This is a genomic window from Anaerohalosphaeraceae bacterium (genome assembly GCA_037479115.1).
Taxonomy (GTDB): Bacteria; Planctomycetota; Phycisphaerae; order Sedimentisphaerales; family Anaerohalosphaeraceae; genus JAHDQI01.
This window is the reverse complement of record JBBFLK010000020.1, coordinates 42,739-59,454: the sequence shown is the minus strand read 5'-3', so window position 1 is coordinate 59,454 and position 16,716 is coordinate 42,739. Positions and strand designations below refer to the sequence as shown.

Sequence of the window (16,716 nt, the reverse complement as noted above, 5' to 3'; positions counted from 1 at the left end):
TTAATCTGGCCAAAAACCGGGTGCCGGACCCGCGTCCGTTTGAAAATGAAGACCTCCACTATATGGTCCGCGGCTACCTGCCCCGGTAAAAGAAGAAATTTTTATTCAGAGCATGGTTTTCCTGACTGGGGCGCTGTTCGAGAGGTTTTCTGTACATTCGGATAAAAATAGGATAAAAACTGCCTCATTCTTGAAGAAATCCGTAGAGTTTTTTATTCTTTAGGCGGAATCAGAGGGGGCTTGAGCTCGTGTCAGGGTTTCAGCGAAGGCGGCTATTACCTGTTATCAAGCCAAAGGCTGCACGAATTTCCCGCTTTTTTCGCCTCAGCGCCTGGCGTGCAAAAATAATGAATCATCAGCTCTCAAGCACGCTGACGGTTCAGGAGTTTCAGGAGCTTTGTGAGCTCGAAGGGCATTTGTCCGAAAAAGAGGTTCTGACCCTTTTTTATTTTGCCTATTTTCCCAAAGAAGAAGGTTCTATTGTTGAAATTGGCTCTTTTAAGGGTAAATCAACGATGGTGCTGGCGTCCGGCCTAAAGAAAGCCGGCCGTGCAGAGAAGGTCTTTGCGGTCGATCCGCACCTTCGCGGCAGTTATGAGGTTTTTCTTGAGAATCTTCGAGTTCATTCCGTCCGCGATACAGTTTGTCCGCTTCGGATGACGTCCGAGGAGGCGGCAAAAGGGTGGAATGAGTCGATTCGTCTCCTATTTGTGGATGGTTCCCATCTCTATGAGGATGTTCTGCTGGACATTCGGCTCTGGGAGCCGTGGCTGGTTCGGAATGGACTTATCATTTTTCATGATACAGGGGTGGAAAGGTTTGAGGGGGTTCGACGCGCGGTTGAAGAGACCGTTGTGTCCTGCGGGCGCTTCCGAGAACTGCTGTGTCTTAAAAATATGAGGGTTTTTCGAAAGAGACGATAAGGGCAGCGGTCATCTGTCCGTAAGATTCTGTCAAATGGAGCGGGTTTTTTCGAGGATGTGCTTGAGTTTTTCCTGGACATCATGGACCTGGTTTTCCTTGAGAGCCAGAATATCCCGCAGGGCCTCGCCGATATAGGGCAGATAGGTTTCGATGTAGCTGCGTTTGAGCATCTCGGTGTGGATGCGTTTCTGGCGGCGGACATGCATTCCGAGTTTGCGTCCGCATTCCTGAACGGCCAGTTTGATTTCCTTGATGATTTCGGGGTAATGGGCCACGGCCTCTTTGCTTTCGGAGGTAAAGGGGACCCAGACGGAGGCGATGTGGACCATGAGCAGAATGGGGCCCGTAGGCAGGGCGCCGCGGCTTTGGCTGATGCCGTAGTTTCTCCAGTTGGTTTCGATCACAGCCTTGTAAATGGCACAGGCGGACTGCTGGTAGAGCAGGGGGACGCGGTTGGCGAACCGCACCAGCCGAAGCATTGGTTCTTTGTCTTCGGATTCTGCTTCGGCCTCTTCATCCTTGAAGCCGAAGGCCAGCGCTGCTTCCACCAGGAAAGGATTGCCCCGATAGACGGCGGGTTTTCGGGTGCAGCTGGTATAGAACTCAGCCTGAACCACGCGTTTGAGCCCTTCGATTAGGGCCTCTTCGCCGATAGGGCCGATGCAGTCGGTCGGCGGGGCCATAATTTTGGTATCCTGAATGGCGGTATGAAGGGCCTCCGCTTCTTTGAGGGTGATTTTTTCGGGTTTCAGTTTGGCGGACAGTTTGGCCTTCTGAATAATTTCAGCGGCCAGTCGGTCGCTGATTCTGGAAAACTGGGTCCGGAGGAACTCAGAGAGCGTTTTGGTCCGGCTTTCGCGTGCCATTTTGTAAAGAACCCCCAATTCGACGCCGTAGGGATGCGGTTTGACTTCGATGGGGATAAAGGGCATTTGATTGCTTCGGCGAGGATATTCGATGGTCTGACCATCCGGCGTTCGATAAAGGATTCGGGCGTGAGGATTGGCCATAGCCGTTTGGGCCAGATATTCATCGACGCTTTGGCGCCCTTTTTGGTAGCGTCCTTCGAGGGTGATGGTCACGCGGGTCCCATGCGGTAGCTCAAAATCGCATTCTTCATCAAGAATGGTTTCCGGACGGTTGCGGGCGGTGTCGATTTGGACGTGGTAATGGCGGGCTTTTTTCCTGGGGCTGGTGCGGGTGATAATCTGCACGGGCTGTCCCGTAGTCAGCAGGCCGTACATTCCGGCGGCGCTGATGCCGATGCCCTGCTGACCGCGGCTCATTTTCAGGGTGTGGAACTTGCTGCCGTACAGGAGCCGCGCGAAAATATTGGGAACCTGCTGACCGACAATGCCAGGGCCGTTGTCCTGCACGGAGACGGTGAATTTGTTGTCGGAGCCGTTGAAGGGCTGGATGGAGATTTCCAAGTCCGGCAGGATATGGGCCTCTTCGCAGGCATCCAGCGAGTTGTCGACGGCTTCTTTGACGGCGGTCAGAAGGGCCTTGCGGGGATTGTCAAAACCGAGCAGATGGCGGTTTTTGGCGAAAAACTCACTGACACTGATATCCCGCTGCTTGGCGGCGAGCGTTTCAGCTGTTGCGGCGGCCGCCTTTCGTCGCCGGGAGCCCGAAGATGCAGCGGGCATTTCCCGGTCCTCTTGGGTTTCTTCGTGGGTCTGCTCTGTTGCAGCGGATTCGGACGGAGAGGGTTTTGAATTTTCCATTTCCTCAAAAGCCAGATTCAGTTGTTTCGTCTGGGTGCGTTTTCCTGCCGTCATTCTACGTCGTCTCCGTAAAGGCAAAGAATCCCCGCCCTGACCATGCGGCAGGGCGGGGCGGATTTCATCCTGCTTGTTTTTTCGGAAATTACTGAAGTTTGCAGATGTACAATTCGTTGACGAACTCCAGATTTTTCAGGTCATCAGCGGCCTTTTCATCCGGCAGTTTGTCCAGACTGAAGGCCAGAATCGCTTTGCCTTCGGCCCTTTTGTGACCGACGCCCATGGTGTTGATGTTGATGCCGTGCTTTCCTAAAATGGTTCCGACGGCGCCGATGACGCCCGGCTTGTCGTCGTTAAAGATAATCAGCATGGCCTCTTCAGGGGTTACTTCAATCGGGAAACCGTCGATTTCGATAATGCGGGGCAAATTGCCGCCGAAAACGGTTCCGACGATTGTGCGTTTCTGCTGATCGGTCTGGACGGTGGCGGCAAATGTGGATTCAAAGTCTTTGATTTCCGGATTTTTCGTCTGATCGATGCTGATGCCTCGCTCTTTGGCCAGGAAGTGAACATTCACGAGGTTGACGGTGGTGTCAAAATGCGGCTGAAGCAGTCCGATGGCGAACGAGGTGGCAATCGGGTCCACGGTTTTTTCGGCGATGGAGCCGCGGAATTCGATTTGCACATTTTTGAGATGTCCGGATACCATCGCACTGGCCAGGGAGCCGATTCGCTGGGCCAGAGCGGCGTACTGGCTGATGATGGGGGACAGGCCGCCCATGGCCGGGGCATTGACGGCATTGCGGATGGGGCCGCCTTTGATGGCGTCCATCAGGATTTGGGCGGCTTCAACGGCGACTTCAATCTGGGCTTCTTCGGTACTGGCTCCCAAATGCGGGGTGACCAGGCAGTTGTCCAGTTCCTTGAAACGGGTATTCTCCGGCGGCTCTTTGGAGAAGACGTCGAGGGCGGCGCCGGCGATGGTTTTGGCGGCCAGAGCGTTGTACAGGTCCTCTTCATTGATGATGCCGCCGCGGGCGCAGTTAATCAGCCGGCAGCTCGGCTTCATCATCTTCATTTCTTTGGCGGTGATCATGTTGAGGGTTTTTTCATTTTTGGGAACATGGAGCGTAATGAAGTCGGATTCTTTGAAGATTCTTTCCAGAGAATCCGTAATGGCAATTCCCAGTTTTTCCGCCTCAACCGGAGCGGCAAAGGGGTCGTAGCCGAGAATTTTCATATTAAAGCCAAGGGCCATTTTGGCCACGGCCATTCCGATTCGGCCCAGACCGATGATGCCGAGGGTTTTGTTGTTCAGCTGGTTGCCGGTGTATCGCTTGCGGTCCCACTCGCCGCGTTTGAGACTGTTGCAGGCGGGGACGATATTGCGGCTGAGGGCCAGCATCAGGGCCATAGTGTGTTCAGCGGCGCTGAGGGTGTTGCCGCCGGGGGTGTTCATAACCAGAATCCCTTTGCGTGTGGCGGTGGGGACGTCCACGTTGTCGATGCCGACGCCGGCGCGGGCGATTCCTTTCAGTTTGCCGGGACGTTCGAGCACTTTGGCGGTGACTTTGGTGTCGCTGCGGATAATCAGGCCGTCATAATCGCCGATAATCGAGGCCAGTTCCTCTTCTTTGATTCCCGTGCGCACCACGGCTTCGAAATCCTCTGTGGAGTTGATCAGGTCAATTCCTTCCTGGGCCAGTTTGTCGGTAATGAGAATTCGGTACATGGTTTGAAATCTCCTATTCTGTTGAGTTCATAAGGGATTCAAGCGGTTCCAATTCTTCGCTGACTCGGAAAGCAGCTTTGGAGCACGGATAGAGGTGCCGCACGATGCAGTGGGAAACGGCTGTGAGCATGCGATGGACCAGTTGAGAGCGTCCTTTGGGTTCGAAGTCCACGGCGACTCGAATCAGCCGCGGGGTTTTTTCAGGTGGCCAGACAATCTGTCCGGATTCTGTTTCCGCCAGAAATGTTCGGACCGCCAGATTGCCCATATAATAGTTTTGTGAGCCCATAGGCACGGCCTGGAATTCGACGATTTCCACCGAGAGCAGATATGCGGCCTGAACACGGCGTGCTTCTTGCTCGACCTGAGACCAGGAAAAAGCGACGGAAGGATTGTGAAGAGCTGCCGACATCTGGAAAATCTTTTCGGGCGGGATTTTGATTTTTCGGTGGAAATCGGCGGCCAGGGTTTTCTGGAGGAGTCCGGGAATGTCCGCATCGGTTCGGCTGCCGGCGGACGGGCGAACCGCCAGATAGACGGATTTATCTTTTTGTGCGTACAGGGGGAACTGGGCGGCGATTTTCTGTTCCGAAGAGGAGGGGCTCAGAAGAAACCCCAGTGGCGAGCATCCGCCCAGCAGGGCCAGCAGCCCTGCCGCCGAAAACCAATCAAAAAAGCCTATTTTTTTGGGTCTCATTCTGTTTGTTTCAGGGTTGACTTTGCCCAATAAGGGTCAGCAGCAAAACCGCCATCCATCCAACCAGGACAATCAGGGCAGCTGCAAGAATTATCACTTTGCATCCTCCGGGTGAGCGTGCCCACCTCAAAAACGAAAAATCTATCCCAAAAATGGCGATGTGTAAAGCAAAAAAAAAGGCCGCAAAGGCTGCCAGACAAAAGACGGCGGCGGCGGGTTGGAGATAAAAGGACTCTCCAATACGCCCTGATGCGAAGGCCTGGATGGAATGGGTCCAGCCGCACCCGGGACAGGGCAGACCAAAGCGCTGTTTGAAACCGCAGACGCCGAGAATGGGACTGATGTCAAGCCATTGTCGGTCGCAGGCATGGAAAAAGGCGAATCCGACGGCAATGGCCATGGCGACAAAGGCGGCGGCAAGCCGGCCTCCGGCAGAGATGCGGTCGGAAGATTTTTCCGAGCTTATCGGCTGGCAATTGTTCATTTGAGTTGGTAAAATATCTTTTTTAGGTTTGTTCGTCAAGGGAAAGGGAATGTATGGGATTGTCTTCGACAGAAATCCGTGATTTGCTCGAGACGGCCGTGGTGGCGGCGCGTCTGGCCGGGCAGCGGGCCCTGGAAGAACTTCGCTTTGTTCATGCAACGCAGAAGGATGCGGATGAGCTGGTCACACAGGCCGACCCGATTTGTCAGAAGATTATCGTGGACCATATCAAGGAGACCTATCCGGACCATGGTTTTTTGTGTGAGGAGGGGCACGGCGGCAAGCTCTTTAAGCTGGCGCCGCGCGGCGAGCAGGGAATCTGGTGGGTGATTGACCCGATTGACGGCACGAACAATTTTGCCAACGGCCTGCTGTGTTTTTCGGTGAGCATTGCCGCCCTGCAGGATGGACAGCCGATTGTCGGAGTGGTTTTTGAACCGTCGACGGATTCGATGTTTACAGCCGCGGCCGAGATGGAAGCGCAGATGAACGGCTCCCGGATTCAGGTGAATCAGCAGGAGCTGAATCGATTCGCCTGTTTCGGAATCGAGAGCCATATGACGGCGGAGTTTGACAAACCGTATCAGACCATTATGCAAAAAACCCGTTTTCGCTGTCTGGGTTCGACGGCCCTGCACCTGGCGTATGTCGCCAAAGGGGCGATGGTGGGCTCTGTGACCATTCGTTCGCGTCTGTGGGATATTGCGGCCGGCGCTCTTCTTGTGGAACGGGCGGGCGGATTTGTCTCGTCTCCGGAGGGAAAATCTCTCTTTCCTGTCGTCCCGGAATCTTATCAGGGAGATTACATTCCGATTGTTGCAGGTCCGTTAAAGAAAAAGGAGGAAATTCTGAAGATTTTTCAAATGAAATAAAAAAGTTTTCGTGTAACAAGTTTTGAAAAGACCAGTCTTAATCTTGTGTGAATTCTAGAAACTGTTGCTCACCGTTGCTTTTTGAAAGGAGCGTTTGTATGAATCGAAGACTGTTTCCGGTTCTTTTATGTCTTCTTTTGTCGGTTGGCGGATTGTTTGTATCGGTCGGTTATTCGGCCTCCTCATCAAAAGATGCAATCCTCGATTTGCTGCCTGCTGATACGCTGATTTGTTTTCGACTTAATCATTTTACGGGGACGCTGGAGAAACTGGACCAGTATCTGTCGGGTGTAAGCCCGATGCCTGTTTCGATGATGTTTCCGATGTTTTTGGGAGGGGCGTTAGGGGACCCGATGCTGAATGGGGTAGATAAAAACGGTACGATTGCCGCAGCCCTGTTTCTGAATTCGACCGGTGGGGAACCGATGGCGGTGCTTTTGCTGCCCGTACCTGATGCCAAAGTGTACACATCAAGTTCTTATTCTCGGGGGGCGGATGAAAACGGGATTTATACGCTTTCTGCGCCGGGTTCATCGCTTGGTACTGTTGCATTTGTTCCGCTGGAGGGTATCCCCTATCTGATGCTGGGCCCTGCCGAACAGAAACAATCCCTTCTGGCAGTCCGCACGATTTTGAAGGAAAAGAAACAATCTCTGGCCGCTCGTCTGAATCCTGCGGATGCCCAGAATGCCGTTTCAGCTCCGGCGTGGTTTTGGCTGAATGTGGACAAGGGCTATCAGACGGCGGCGGGGCCGTTGAAGGAGGCGGTTCAGCAAGGCCTGCAGGCGGCCTCTCAGGGAGGAGCGGTAATGCCGTTTAAGCCGGAGGCGATTTCGACGATGCTCAATACACTGGATACCTGGATGGGACAGGCGGACAGTCTGAGCATCCTGCTTTCGCCTGTGCCGGAGCAGATGACGGCAGAGGTGCTTTTTACAGCCAAAAAGGATACAGAACTGGCCAAAATGCTGGTACGCGACCCTGCGATGAAACCGGGCTTTTCCCTGGGCGGCTATCTGGATGCGGAAGCCCCCGTTCATGTTTTGGCGGTGCTGAATAAGCCGATGATCGAAAAGGTCAACTGGATTTTTCTGGATGCTTTTCTTTCCCTGGCTGGGGATAAGCAAGCGGCTCTGCGGAGCCAAACGGAGGCCCTGCTGGCCAAAAGTATGAAGGCGACGGGAGCCCAGATGGCTTATTCATACGGCTACACGGCCGGTACCCCTCCGTTTTCAGCTCGTCAGGCGATTGAAATTACGGATGCGGCGGCGATGCGGGAGGTGGTAAAGGAAGGGAAAGACCTGGCGAATGAGTTTTACAAGATGTTCGGAATTCCGGCTGTCTTTACGATGGAGGAAAAGGCGGATCAGTACAAAGGCGTGTCGATTGATCAGATTGTGGTTCGGGTTTCCGTTCCGGAAAATGCATCGGAACAGGACAGAAAGATGCTTAAAACGATGTTTGGAGACGACGAAATTTATTTGATGGCACTCGCAGATAAAAAATTATTTATGGCGATGGGGCCGCAGGCCCGTCAGTCTCTCGAAAGGATGATTGATTTGCCGGCCAATGCCCCGGCTCCTGCGGAGATGCAGGCGGCTTTGAAGGCCGTTCCCAATGCTCAGACGGCGGATGCGGTCGTCTCCGTCAATGTCATTCGGCTGATGAAGGGGTTCGGAGAAATGACACGTTCAACGCAGGCGGTCAGTTCGGATGCTCCGATGCCGCCGTTTTTCGAGATAATTGAGTCCATTCCGGTTCAGACGCAAAGTGCTCTGGCGATCGGGGTCCGGGCGGACGGCGGACGCATTCAGACGCATCTGGTTCTGCCCAAGCAGCATCTGATGGAGATTATGAGCTGGACGATGCAGATTCAGCAGCGGATGATGATACGGCAGTTCCAGCAGAACCAGTCATCGACAACGCCTGCTTCCTCCGCGGCTCCTGTCGGCAATCCTTTATGAGAGAATCAGCCGAAGAGCTGTTTTCAGCAGGGATTCGGTCGGAAGGCCTGCCGGGACAGTGTTCTGCAGCCGGATAAGGCCCACGGCTGTGCTGAGCAGCAGCAGGGCGGAGGAGCGCAGGTCGAGCCGAAGCCCCTGCTCCGACTGAAAGGAGGCAAGAATTTTTTCCAGGCCGCCGGCCTGTTCGGCCCAGAAGAGACTGAACCGATCCGGGACAGGACCGTGGAAGACCGCCGCTTCGTCGGAAAGGCGCAGAACAAGCCGAAAAGCGAGGCCTTCCTGACTGCTGCCGTCCATAATTCGGCTTATCCATTGTTCAAAGGCCTCGTACGGATTCGACTCTGCCAGAGACAAAAACAGTCGGCGAGTTGATTCGAGGGCTTCTTCAAGGAGAGCGGTGCAGACATCCTCTTTGCTTTTGAAATAATGGTAAAAGGCCCCTTTGGTGATTCCGGCAGCGGTGAGAATGTCCTCCAGGGTTGTGGCGCAGAAGCCGTGTCTGCTGAAAAGATTGCCCGCAGCTGTTAGGATCCTTAAGCGGGTTTGGAGGGGATTTCTGGGCATGTTGAAAAAGGAGCCTGTCCGTATGTTAAATCGTAAGACTCACTTTTATTTTTCAACTGAAAAGCCAGGAAAAGCACAATCAGAAACAAAACAGCGCTGAGCGCAATCAAAGCCACTACGGCTACTTTGTATTTGGCGATGATTTCATCTGTGTAGATTTTTTTGGAATCTTCCTGACGATTGACTTCGATGCCGTCCTCCAGTTTTTCGAGGGCCTCCATATTGAACCGCTGGCGAGCGATGACGGGCGGATTGCCGTCCCGTACGGCCTGGAGGTCAATGAGCAGCTCCTCCATATTTTTGTAGCGGTCCTCTTTGTTTTTGGCCATCATGACTTCGATCACTTCCGAAATGCCGGCGGACAGCGACGTATTAATATGGTCCGGCGGGACCAGGGGCTCTTTGAGGTGTTTTCGCATCACTTCGGAGGGGCTGGAGGCATCAAACGGCACCCGGCCGGTGACCATATGATACAGGGTAGCCCCCAGCGCATAGATGTCCGCCCGTCCGTCGATGTCCAGCTCGCCGCGAATCTGTTCGGGAGCGATGTAGTAGGGGGTTCCGAAGGCCTTGCCCTGTTCGTGTTTGGCGGCCTTGATGTCGGAGGCCTCGCGGGCCAGACCCATATCCGCCAGCTTCACGATGCCCTCTTTGTTAATCATGATGTTTTTGGGCTTGACATCGCGATGGATAAGGCCCTGGGCGTGGGCGTGGGCTAACGCGTTGGCCAGCTGGATGATAATATCGAGGGCCTCTTTTTCACTGAAAATCTTGCCTTTGGACAGGTCGTCGTAGAGGGTCTTCCCCTCGACATATTCCATCACAAAATAGTACAGGCCGCCGACTTCGCCTACGTCGATGGCCTGTACGATATTGTTGTGGTTCAGTTTGGCGGCTATCCGGCCTTCTTTATAGAATCGCTCGACATAGTCGCTTTTCTGGACAAATTTTTTCGGCAATACCTTGATGGCTACGATGCGGTCTAAGGACAGCTGCTTGGCCTTATAAACCACTGCCATTGCACCGGAGCCGAGTTTGCCCAGGACGCGATAGCCGGGAATTTGAGTCGATACATCCCGGCTTTCCCGGATGGACCCCTTTAGGCGAGCGGCCTGGGAGGGGGTTAAGACCTGTTTTTCGACCATAAGCCGCTCCAGGGTAACCGGATTGCTTCCGGCGGCTCGAGCCTGCAGCTCTTTTTTGCACTCTTTCAGCTCTTCTTCCGTGCAGAGCTTCTGCTCGACCGCCATGCGTCCGAAAAGTGTATCAAAACTGGTTGCTTCGTTGTCAGCCAAGCCGGACCTCGCTGGATAAAATCACGCATCCTTCCTTCAGCATCTCTTTATCCCATAGCACTCTTCCGGTCCAATTATCGACAAAAACCTTCCTTTGTCAAAAAAAAACCTTCGGATGTCCGTACACAAATGGCATTTGGAGGCATACAAAGGGCTCGGCTGATACCCGTTCGAAACGGCCTGCGGGAGCAGTCCTGCCGGACCCGAATGAAACAAATGGGTCCAGAAAGGCAAATTCGGGGGGTCAAATGTTTCCCAGAGTACATGGAGCGGCTGCCGGGAAAGGTTTCCGAGGATGATGCCGCTGCATTGTCCGCAAAAGACATTTCCGAAGGGGTCGATATGGACCCCGCGGGCATTCAGGAAGGCATTTTGACAAGACTGCTGTTGGATTTGCTCAATCGCCAAGTCGGCTGCCAGAGGCCCAATGGACTCGGCGGCCCTGCCTGTAAACCGGCAGCGGTCCTCTTCGAGCATTTTTCGAAGCTCCGCCCGATTTTGGGGGTCTAAAAAGACCTCAATGTGCGGACAGTTTTCGAGGTATTTTTCCCAGCGGATTTTGACTTTTTCGGGGCCCAATATCTCCTGAGCCAGCGAGCGAAGGGTGCGAACGGCTTCGAGAGGAACGAATTCGGCATGGAAGGGGTCAAAACTGACAGCGAGCTCCTGAAGCCCGATTTTACGGAGAAAATGAAGTTTTTTTCGGGTCTCGGACAGATTGTGCACCCAGAAGCCGTTGGTTTCGAGGGAATTCAGGGGGGGCAGTTTCTGTGCTGCGGCCTTTTCGAGCAGAGCGGCCAGATGGTCAAAGTAAAGGAAAGGTTCACCGCCCGTAATATGGATGTGTGCCTCAGGTCCGGCCAGCTGGACCAGCGAATCCCACGCCTGGAGGGCGATTTCATGCGGCATCAGTCCGCCGGCCTGGGGGCTGCAATAATAGGAACAGAAGCGGCAGGCCGCAGAACACCGGTAAGTGAGCAGAAGGCCGGCATACCGCCAGTGTTTCAGTTTCGGACCGGAACGGTTTTGACGCCGGTTGTAGAGGTTTCGGTTCAGTTCGTTCAAATCAATTCAGCAAAAAATCAAAAATTTTTTCTTTTTTTGTCCGTCTTTCGTAAAGACGGAAATCAGATTTTATTGGACGTTCTGCACGGCTTCGCTTGCACACCGTCGACGGAATTCTATATCCTGTAGTTCCGTTTCCATTTTGTATAAATATTGTATCTGGTTTCAGAGCAGGCCGCAATCCGGCAGTTTCGCAGACAATTCAAGAAAAAAGGGGCCTTCTTCCGATAAACGAAATTGTACATGGACGTAAGAATGGCCTGAAGATAGGGAGATGTGCGGTATGAGTAAACGAGAAATTATTGATTGCATCCTTGAAATCAACAAGTCTGCCAAACCGGAATTTTTGGCCCAGTTTTCCAAAGAGGACCTGGACCTTTATCTGGAACACCTGATGGAAATTGACCTGGAGGAAACCGCGCTCTGCGCCTGAGCCGGGCAGGATTTCAGAATTTGTCTCTATCAGGAGGACAAGCATCCGGGTACTTGTCCTCCTGTTTTTTTGTTTTCGAAGAAGGCCGGACGGACCCTGTTACCGGATAGATAAAGTCCTGTTTTGTTTAGATTGCCCCCAGTGCTTTTTCCACTTCCTCGGTGCTCGGGACCGGTTTGGGCAGGTCAATGATTGCGTTTTGTTTAAAGGCCAGGAGCACCGGACGTCTTTCGGGGGGCAGCTGGAAGACAATATCCAGCCAGAGGGTCCGGTCGGTTCCGAGATTTTTGATTTCGGCAACAATCGGCTCATGAAGATTGAGTGAAACAAGCTGGTTGTTTTGGAGGATGCCGCTGGGGTAAACGACACCGGCTGAACCGAGGAGATGCCCGGCCTGTTCATTTTCCTTTACGAGCAGGACCACCTGGGCGGGGATAAAGGAGATTTTGTCATCCTGTTCCGCGCCGCCTTTGGGGATGGGGTTGCCGGAAATGCCCAGGCGAATAACGGCCATCCGGGGCTGATCGGGAAAATCCCGGAGCCGAACAGGCTGGACGCTGCCCAGGGGCAGTTTGACGGCTTTGGGGGAGCAGACGGCGGGGATGCCCTGTCCGAGGGCGTATCGATTCAAATGCAGGCGGGTCAGGTAATGGCTGTGCAGGACGGCAAAACTCTTGCTGGAGCTTAATGCCCCCCGGCTGACCCAGGAATAAAAGGCCGTGGTGAAGCCGTCGGCGTTGATAATCGGAGGATAGTTGATTCCCAGATGGAGGGGCTGCGAGACGGGATAGCGGCAGTAGAATGTTTTGGGGGGCAGGGGGGAAAGGGCGGCGGCAATCAGGATTACCCCCGAGACCAGCAGGCCGGTGAAGATGCCGGACGGGATTGTAATCATCAGTTTGACAGGACGTCCGAGGTCAAAATCCCCTTTGGCCAGGAATCCGGACAGGACGCGGATAAACAGGAAGCCGAAAAAGAAAATCAGCAGAAAGGCGGCACTCTGTATCCAAGAGACCGCCCATTTTTCCGATACCAGAAGCCCGGCCAGCTGTTCATAGTAGGAAAAGGCCAGGATGCAGCCCATGACAGCGGCCAGCATGTTGGTCATGGCCGTGATGATGTTGCATTTTAAGTAGAAGTAAAGCGCTCCGGCGATGAGGATGATTACAACCAAAATTGTCGGCATAGACAGATTCCGTTTTTCGAACAGTTATGGGTTTTTTGTGCTGAAATTCCGGATAACCTCATTGATGGAGGTAATCCCCATCGACACCTTCTTGATGGACTGCTCCTGCATATAGAGCATTCCGGCCTTGCGCAGTGCGGCAATCATTTCCTGCTGGCTGTTGGCCTGCTTGAGGGCCCGGGCCAAATCGGGGGTGAACCGAATGGTTTCAAAAAGACCGGTGCGTCCGTAGTAGCCGGTGCCCTGGCATTTTTCGCAGATAATCGGTCGGCCCCGTTTGTCGTACTCGATTTCTCCGGGTCGATAGAACATATCTACATCGTTGGCCGGAATATTGAATTTTTTGAACAGGGCCGGATTCGGTTTGTAAGCCACGCGGCACTGGTCACAGAGCATTCGCACGAGGCGCTGATTGATGACGGCCGTCAGGCAGTCAATCGCCGCTTCTTTATCGCCGACTAATTTAATCCATTTTTCGAGGGTCTGGCTGACACTGGCGGCTTCCATGACGGCATAGACCATTCGAGAATCTTTCACAGCCGCGCACAGCAGCTGGGCACACTGGGCATCTTCGCAGTCTTCGACCCCGATGATGTCGGGACCTTTTCGCAAAATACTTTGAAGCCTGCGCGAGTAGCTGGTGGTGCCGGTGTCGCTGAGGGTGAAGATGTTCTGAGTAATGTTGGGCAGCTCCGTCAACGGCGTTTTTTCGAGCGTATTGATGTTGTACAGAAACGGGTCGTGGCTGCGCAGCAGGGCATAGAGAGTCGTTGTGCGTCCGCTGCCGGCCGGTCCCGAAATCAAAACCAGTCCTTTGGTTTCATTTTTGAGGGATTCGATGGAGGCGATTTGGTTGTCGTTTAATCCCAGTTCCGTAACTTTTTTGACGGTGTTTTCATCCAGCCGGGTCAGCTTAATCTGTTCACCGGCGGTTGAACCGGCGGTGCTGACCTCCCATTTAATCGGATGAAGCTGGTCGCCCTTAACAATGACTTTGAATCGGCCCTGCTGGGGTTTTCGTTTTTCCTCAACTTCGAGGGCCGCCAGGTGCTTGATGTAATAAATGAAGGAATCCATCTCTTCCCGTGTTCGGGGGGTCTGTTTGCCGGGGACGCCGTCGATGATGTAGGTGACCTCGTAGTTTTCTTTTTGAGGCTGGAAGAGGACCTGACTGGCCCGGCGCCAGATGGCGTCGTCGAGAATTTCACAGGTGGTCACAAAACCGTAGGCCTCCGTCGTTTTGGGCTGGGGAAGGGGAACCTCATTGCCGTTGGCCGTAATGAAAGACAGCCCGCGGGAGGCCTTTTGGAGTTTCTTTTCGGCGTTGACGAACAAGTTGCGGAAATGGTCGGCTGTGAGAACTTTCTCGAAGTCGGCCACCAGGGCATTCCGGTGAATCACATAGGCCATGGATACGCCGCCGACGGCGATGAGAAAAATCAGCAGTCCGATGATGTAGATGGGAATCAGCAGCCAAAGCAGCAGCCCGAGAGCCCCTACGAGGGTAATGGCCAGGGTCCACGGTTTTTTGTTCGTGCCGACGGCCTGTGAATCCTCGTAAATCCAGTTGGCCAGGGGGAGCCAGCCGAAAAACGCCGCCAGCACAAGCAGAAACTTGAACAGGTTGATGTATCCGCCGTATGTGACTGCCGCTGCAAGCATATCCGCCATGAAGGTTCCTCACTGTTTCCGAGTTTAAAGAATGCCGCCCGCCGTGGAACGGATTCCTTTTAGGGCCATCTTGAGTTCCTCGACATTGGGAGCGTACTGTTCTGCGACCCTCAGGTCAATATATTCTTCCTCGACTAATTTCCGCAGACTTTCCGTAAAGTCCACCATGCCCTCGCCGTAGGAGGAGCGAATGACGCTGGACAAATCTCCCTCCCGGGATTCGCTGATGAGTTTCCGCACGACCGGAGTATTAATCAGGATTTCAACGGCGGGAATCCGCGGCACATCGGGCCGGATGCCGGGCAGCAGCTGCTGGCTGATAATCGCCCGCATTGTCAGGGCGAAGGTCTGGCGAATCAAATCCCGTTCTTCCTGCGGAAACATATCGAGCAGCCGCTGGATGGTCTGAGGGGCATTGTTGGCGTGAAGGGTTCCGAAGACCAGATGGCCGGTTTCGGCGGCCCGCATCGCGGCGGTGACGGTCTGCTGGTCTCGCATTTCGCCGATGACGACGACGTCCGGGTCCTGCCGCATCAGGGTGCGCAGAGCATCGTTCCAGTTGAGGACGTCGATACCAATTTCCCGCTGAGAAACAATGGATTTTTTGTCGACATGCAGAAATTCAATCGGGTCCTCGATGGTGATAATGTGTTCAGAACGGGTGCGGTTAATATGATCAATCATGGAGGCGATGGTGGAAGTTTTTCCGCATCCGGTCGGTCCGGTTACGAGGATAAGGCCGTCGTGGTTGTCGGCGATTTTTTCGACAATAGGCGGCAGGTGAAGGGTCTCGAAAGGCGGAATTCTGCCGCTGATTCGGCGGGCGACGACGCTGATGTAGCCGCGCTGGCGGAAGGTGTTAATGCGGAAGCGGTCCAGTTCGCCGACCTGATAAGCGAAGTCGAGAGAGCCGTGTTCGAGGAAGTACTTTTTCTGCTCCTCGCTCATGATTTCAAAAATCAGCTCTTCGATTTCTTCTTCGGTGAGGGGCTGGCCGGTGGTATTCTTCAGTTTGCTGTGAATCCGCATCTTGGGAGGCATTCCGACCTTCAGATGGAGGTCGCTTGCATCGGCCTTGATGGCGGCCTTGAAGAGTTTTTCAATCTGGGGCGGATTTTTCAGTTTTACAATATGAGTATCTAACGGCTGACCTTCCGGCATTCGGCTGCTCCTGACAGATACCAAAGGTTTCTCATTTCCAGCGGTTAAACTGGAGTTGTTTTCCCCTCTTTTCGGGGGTAAGTCCCGAAAAACGGATTATAACCGTCTTTTTCAATCTCTGTCAACCCAGAAGACAAAGATTCCCCTGTAAGTTGTATTTACTCGAATTGATGAAAAATGGGAAGGTTTTCGAATAACCGGACAGAATTGTGCTGTTTTTCCTTTACAGAATGGTTTAAAACGGCTATAGATAGGCGGAAAGGACTTCAGAAAAGGGATGAGGTATGAAACAAAAGGTCGGTCTTTTCACGGTACTTTGGATAGGAATTCTGTCGGGTTTGGTTGTCGGCTGGCCGCGTCCGTCGGCCGTTCCGGAAAAGGGGCGCTGGACACTCGATATTACCTATGAACATCCCGTCCTGATTCAGGTACCGTCTCCTCAGACCGGTCAGCCAAAACGCTTCTGGTATATGATTTTTTCCGTTACGAACCTGTCTTCAGAAGAAGAAGTCCCGTTTTATCCGAAATTTGAACTGGTAACGGACACGTTTCAGATTTTGTCAGCCGGACAGGGCGAGCCGTTCAGCGTGTTTGAGACTGTTCGGGCTCGGCATCGGGGGCAATATCCGTTTCTTGAATCGCTCGATTTTGAGGACCATCGTATCCGAAAAGGCCAGGACAATCGGCGGGATTTCGTAGTTTTTTGGCCGGATTTTGATGAGAAAGCCAAGGAGGTTCGGTTTTACCTGGCCGGGCTGAGCAATGAAACAATCGCTATAGAGCACCCGACTTTGAGAGAACAGGACCGCCCTGTGCAGGTTTATCTGCGGAAGACCCTTCAGCTGACTTATTCCATCGGAGCGGACCCCCAGCTTCGCGGACAGGCCTCCCTGCGGTTTGAAAATCAGGACTGGGTGATGCGGTAGGCAAAGGGGTGCGGGCTG

General features: G+C 53.5%; 15 protein-coding genes. 5 read left to right on the top strand and 10 right to left on the bottom strand.

Going from position 1 to position 16,716, the window contains the following annotated elements; translation table 11 throughout:
• Nucleotides 1-347: 347 nt before the first annotated feature.
• The gene (locus tag WHS88_09940) at nucleotides 348-923 is read left to right on the top strand and encodes a class I SAM-dependent methyltransferase (GenBank protein MEJ5260499.1); all 576 of its coding nucleotides are present in this window, start codon (nucleotides 348-350) and stop codon (nucleotides 921-923) included.
• A 30-nt stretch (nucleotides 924-953) separates the two neighbouring features.
• Here the strand turns inward: WHS88_09940 and WHS88_09935 are convergent, their stop codons facing one another.
• From WHS88_09935 to WHS88_09920, 4 genes are all read right to left on the bottom strand, one after another.
• Nucleotides 954-2,705, bottom strand: a complete 1,752-nt coding sequence (locus WHS88_09935; GenBank protein MEJ5260498.1) for a DNA topoisomerase VI subunit B — start codon at nucleotides 2,703-2,705, stop codon at nucleotides 954-956.
• A gap of 88 nt (nucleotides 2,706-2,793) precedes the next feature.
• Nucleotides 2,794-4,380 (bottom strand): phosphoglycerate dehydrogenase, encoded by a 1,587-nt coding sequence (serA, locus tag WHS88_09930; GenBank protein ID MEJ5260497.1) that lies wholly within the window; start codon nucleotides 4,378-4,380, stop codon nucleotides 2,794-2,796.
• A 13-nt stretch (nucleotides 4,381-4,393) separates the two neighbouring features.
• A complete protein-coding gene (locus tag WHS88_09925) occupies nucleotides 4,394-5,077 on the bottom strand; it encodes a hypothetical protein (protein ID MEJ5260496.1) in 684 nt (227 codons plus the stop codon).
• 10 nt (nucleotides 5,078-5,087) lie between these two features.
• Nucleotides 5,088-5,561 carry a DUF2752 domain-containing protein gene (locus tag WHS88_09920; GenBank protein MEJ5260495.1) on the bottom strand — a complete coding sequence of 158 codons (474 nt, stop codon included), beginning with the start codon at nucleotides 5,559-5,561 and terminating at the stop codon, nucleotides 5,088-5,090.
• Between the two features lie 53 nt (nucleotides 5,562-5,614).
• On the opposite strand from WHS88_09920, the gene WHS88_09915 reads away from it, so the two are divergent.
• Nucleotides 5,615-6,433 (top strand): inositol monophosphatase, encoded by an 819-nt coding sequence (locus WHS88_09915; GenBank protein MEJ5260494.1) that lies wholly within the window; start codon nucleotides 5,615-5,617, stop codon nucleotides 6,431-6,433.
• Between the two features lie 98 nt (nucleotides 6,434-6,531).
• Nucleotides 6,532-8,397 carry a hypothetical protein gene (locus WHS88_09910; GenBank protein MEJ5260493.1) on the top strand — a complete coding sequence of 622 codons (1,866 nt, stop codon included), beginning with the start codon at nucleotides 6,532-6,534 and terminating at the stop codon, nucleotides 8,395-8,397.
• Here the strand turns inward: WHS88_09910 and WHS88_09905 are convergent.
• The 3 genes from WHS88_09905 to WHS88_09895 are packed head-to-tail and all read right to left on the bottom strand — an operon-like array spanning nucleotide 8,392 to nucleotide 11,321.
• Nucleotides 8,392-8,961 (bottom strand): TetR/AcrR family transcriptional regulator, encoded by a 570-nt coding sequence (locus WHS88_09905; GenBank protein ID MEJ5260492.1) that lies wholly within the window; start codon nucleotides 8,959-8,961, stop codon nucleotides 8,392-8,394. The genes WHS88_09910 and WHS88_09905 overlap by 6 nt on opposite strands.
• Complete coding sequence (locus WHS88_09900; protein MEJ5260491.1) at nucleotides 8,931-10,256, bottom strand: serine/threonine-protein kinase; 1,326 nt, start codon at nucleotides 10,254-10,256, stop codon at nucleotides 8,931-8,933. Before WHS88_09900 ends, WHS88_09905 begins: the two co-directional genes overlap by 31 nt.
• Nucleotides 10,257-10,292: 36 nt before the next feature.
• Nucleotides 10,293-11,321, bottom strand: coding sequence for a radical SAM protein (locus WHS88_09895; GenBank protein ID MEJ5260490.1), 1,029 nt, complete (start codon nucleotides 11,319-11,321; stop codon nucleotides 10,293-10,295).
• A gap of 283 nt (nucleotides 11,322-11,604) precedes the next feature.
• Here WHS88_09895 and WHS88_09890 point away from each other — a divergent pair, with 283 nt between their 5' ends.
• Entirely contained in the window at nucleotides 11,605-11,754 is a 150-nt protein-coding gene (locus tag WHS88_09890) for a hypothetical protein (protein MEJ5260489.1), read from the top strand.
• A gap of 127 nt (nucleotides 11,755-11,881) precedes the next feature.
• On the opposite strand, the gene WHS88_09885 is transcribed toward WHS88_09890, so the two are convergent.
• The 3 genes from WHS88_09885 to WHS88_09875 are packed head-to-tail and all read right to left on the bottom strand — an operon-like array spanning nucleotide 11,882 to nucleotide 15,772.
• Nucleotides 11,882-12,940: a hypothetical protein gene (locus tag WHS88_09885; protein ID MEJ5260488.1), complete on the bottom strand. Its 1,059-nt coding sequence runs from the start codon at nucleotides 12,938-12,940 to the stop codon at nucleotides 11,882-11,884.
• 24 nt (nucleotides 12,941-12,964) lie between these two features.
• Complete coding sequence (locus WHS88_09880; GenBank protein MEJ5260487.1) at nucleotides 12,965-14,611, bottom strand: ATPase, T2SS/T4P/T4SS family; 1,647 nt, start codon at nucleotides 14,609-14,611, stop codon at nucleotides 12,965-12,967.
• A 24-nt stretch (nucleotides 14,612-14,635) separates the two neighbouring features.
• On the bottom strand, nucleotides 14,636-15,772 hold the full coding sequence (locus WHS88_09875) for a PilT/PilU family type 4a pilus ATPase (GenBank protein ID MEJ5260486.1): 1,137 nt from the start codon (nucleotides 15,770-15,772) through the stop codon (nucleotides 14,636-14,638).
• Between the two features lie 284 nt (nucleotides 15,773-16,056).
• Here WHS88_09875 and WHS88_09870 point away from each other — a divergent pair, with 284 nt between their 5' ends.
• Nucleotides 16,057-16,698, top strand: a complete 642-nt coding sequence (locus WHS88_09870; protein MEJ5260485.1) for a hypothetical protein — start codon at nucleotides 16,057-16,059, stop codon at nucleotides 16,696-16,698.
• Nucleotides 16,699-16,716: the final 18 nt, after the last annotated feature.

Coding starts and splice junctions, on each gene's coding strand:
- WHS88_09940 (MEJ5260499.1), top strand. CDS start 348: ATGAATCATCAGCTCTCAAGCACGCTGACGGTTCAGGAGTTTCAGGAG.
- WHS88_09935 (MEJ5260498.1), bottom strand. CDS start 2,705: ATGACGGCAGGAAAACGCACCCAGACGAAACAACTGAATCTGGCTTTT.
- serA (MEJ5260497.1), bottom strand. CDS start 4,380: ATGTACCGAATTCTCATTACCGACAAACTGGCCCAGGAAGGAATTGAC.
- WHS88_09925 (MEJ5260496.1), bottom strand. CDS start 5,077: ATGAGACCCAAAAAAATAGGCTTTTTTGATTGGTTTTCGGCGGCAGGG.
- WHS88_09920 (MEJ5260495.1), bottom strand. CDS start 5,561: ATGAACAATTGCCAGCCGATAAGCTCGGAAAAATCTTCCGACCGCATC.
- WHS88_09915 (MEJ5260494.1), top strand. CDS start 5,615: ATGGGATTGTCTTCGACAGAAATCCGTGATTTGCTCGAGACGGCCGTG.
- WHS88_09910 (MEJ5260493.1), top strand. CDS start 6,532: ATGAATCGAAGACTGTTTCCGGTTCTTTTATGTCTTCTTTTGTCGGTT.
- WHS88_09905 (MEJ5260492.1), bottom strand. CDS start 8,961: ATGCCCAGAAATCCCCTCCAAACCCGCTTAAGGATCCTAACAGCTGCG.
- WHS88_09890 (MEJ5260489.1), top strand. CDS start 11,605: ATGAGTAAACGAGAAATTATTGATTGCATCCTTGAAATCAACAAGTCT.
- WHS88_09885 (MEJ5260488.1), bottom strand. CDS start 12,940: ATGCCGACAATTTTGGTTGTAATCATCCTCATCGCCGGAGCGCTTTAC.
- WHS88_09880 (MEJ5260487.1), bottom strand. CDS start 14,611: ATGGCGGATATGCTTGCAGCGGCAGTCACATACGGCGGATACATCAAC.
- WHS88_09875 (MEJ5260486.1), bottom strand. CDS start 15,772: ATGCCGGAAGGTCAGCCGTTAGATACTCATATTGTAAAACTGAAAAAT.
- WHS88_09870 (MEJ5260485.1), top strand. CDS start 16,057: ATGAAACAAAAGGTCGGTCTTTTCACGGTACTTTGGATAGGAATTCTG.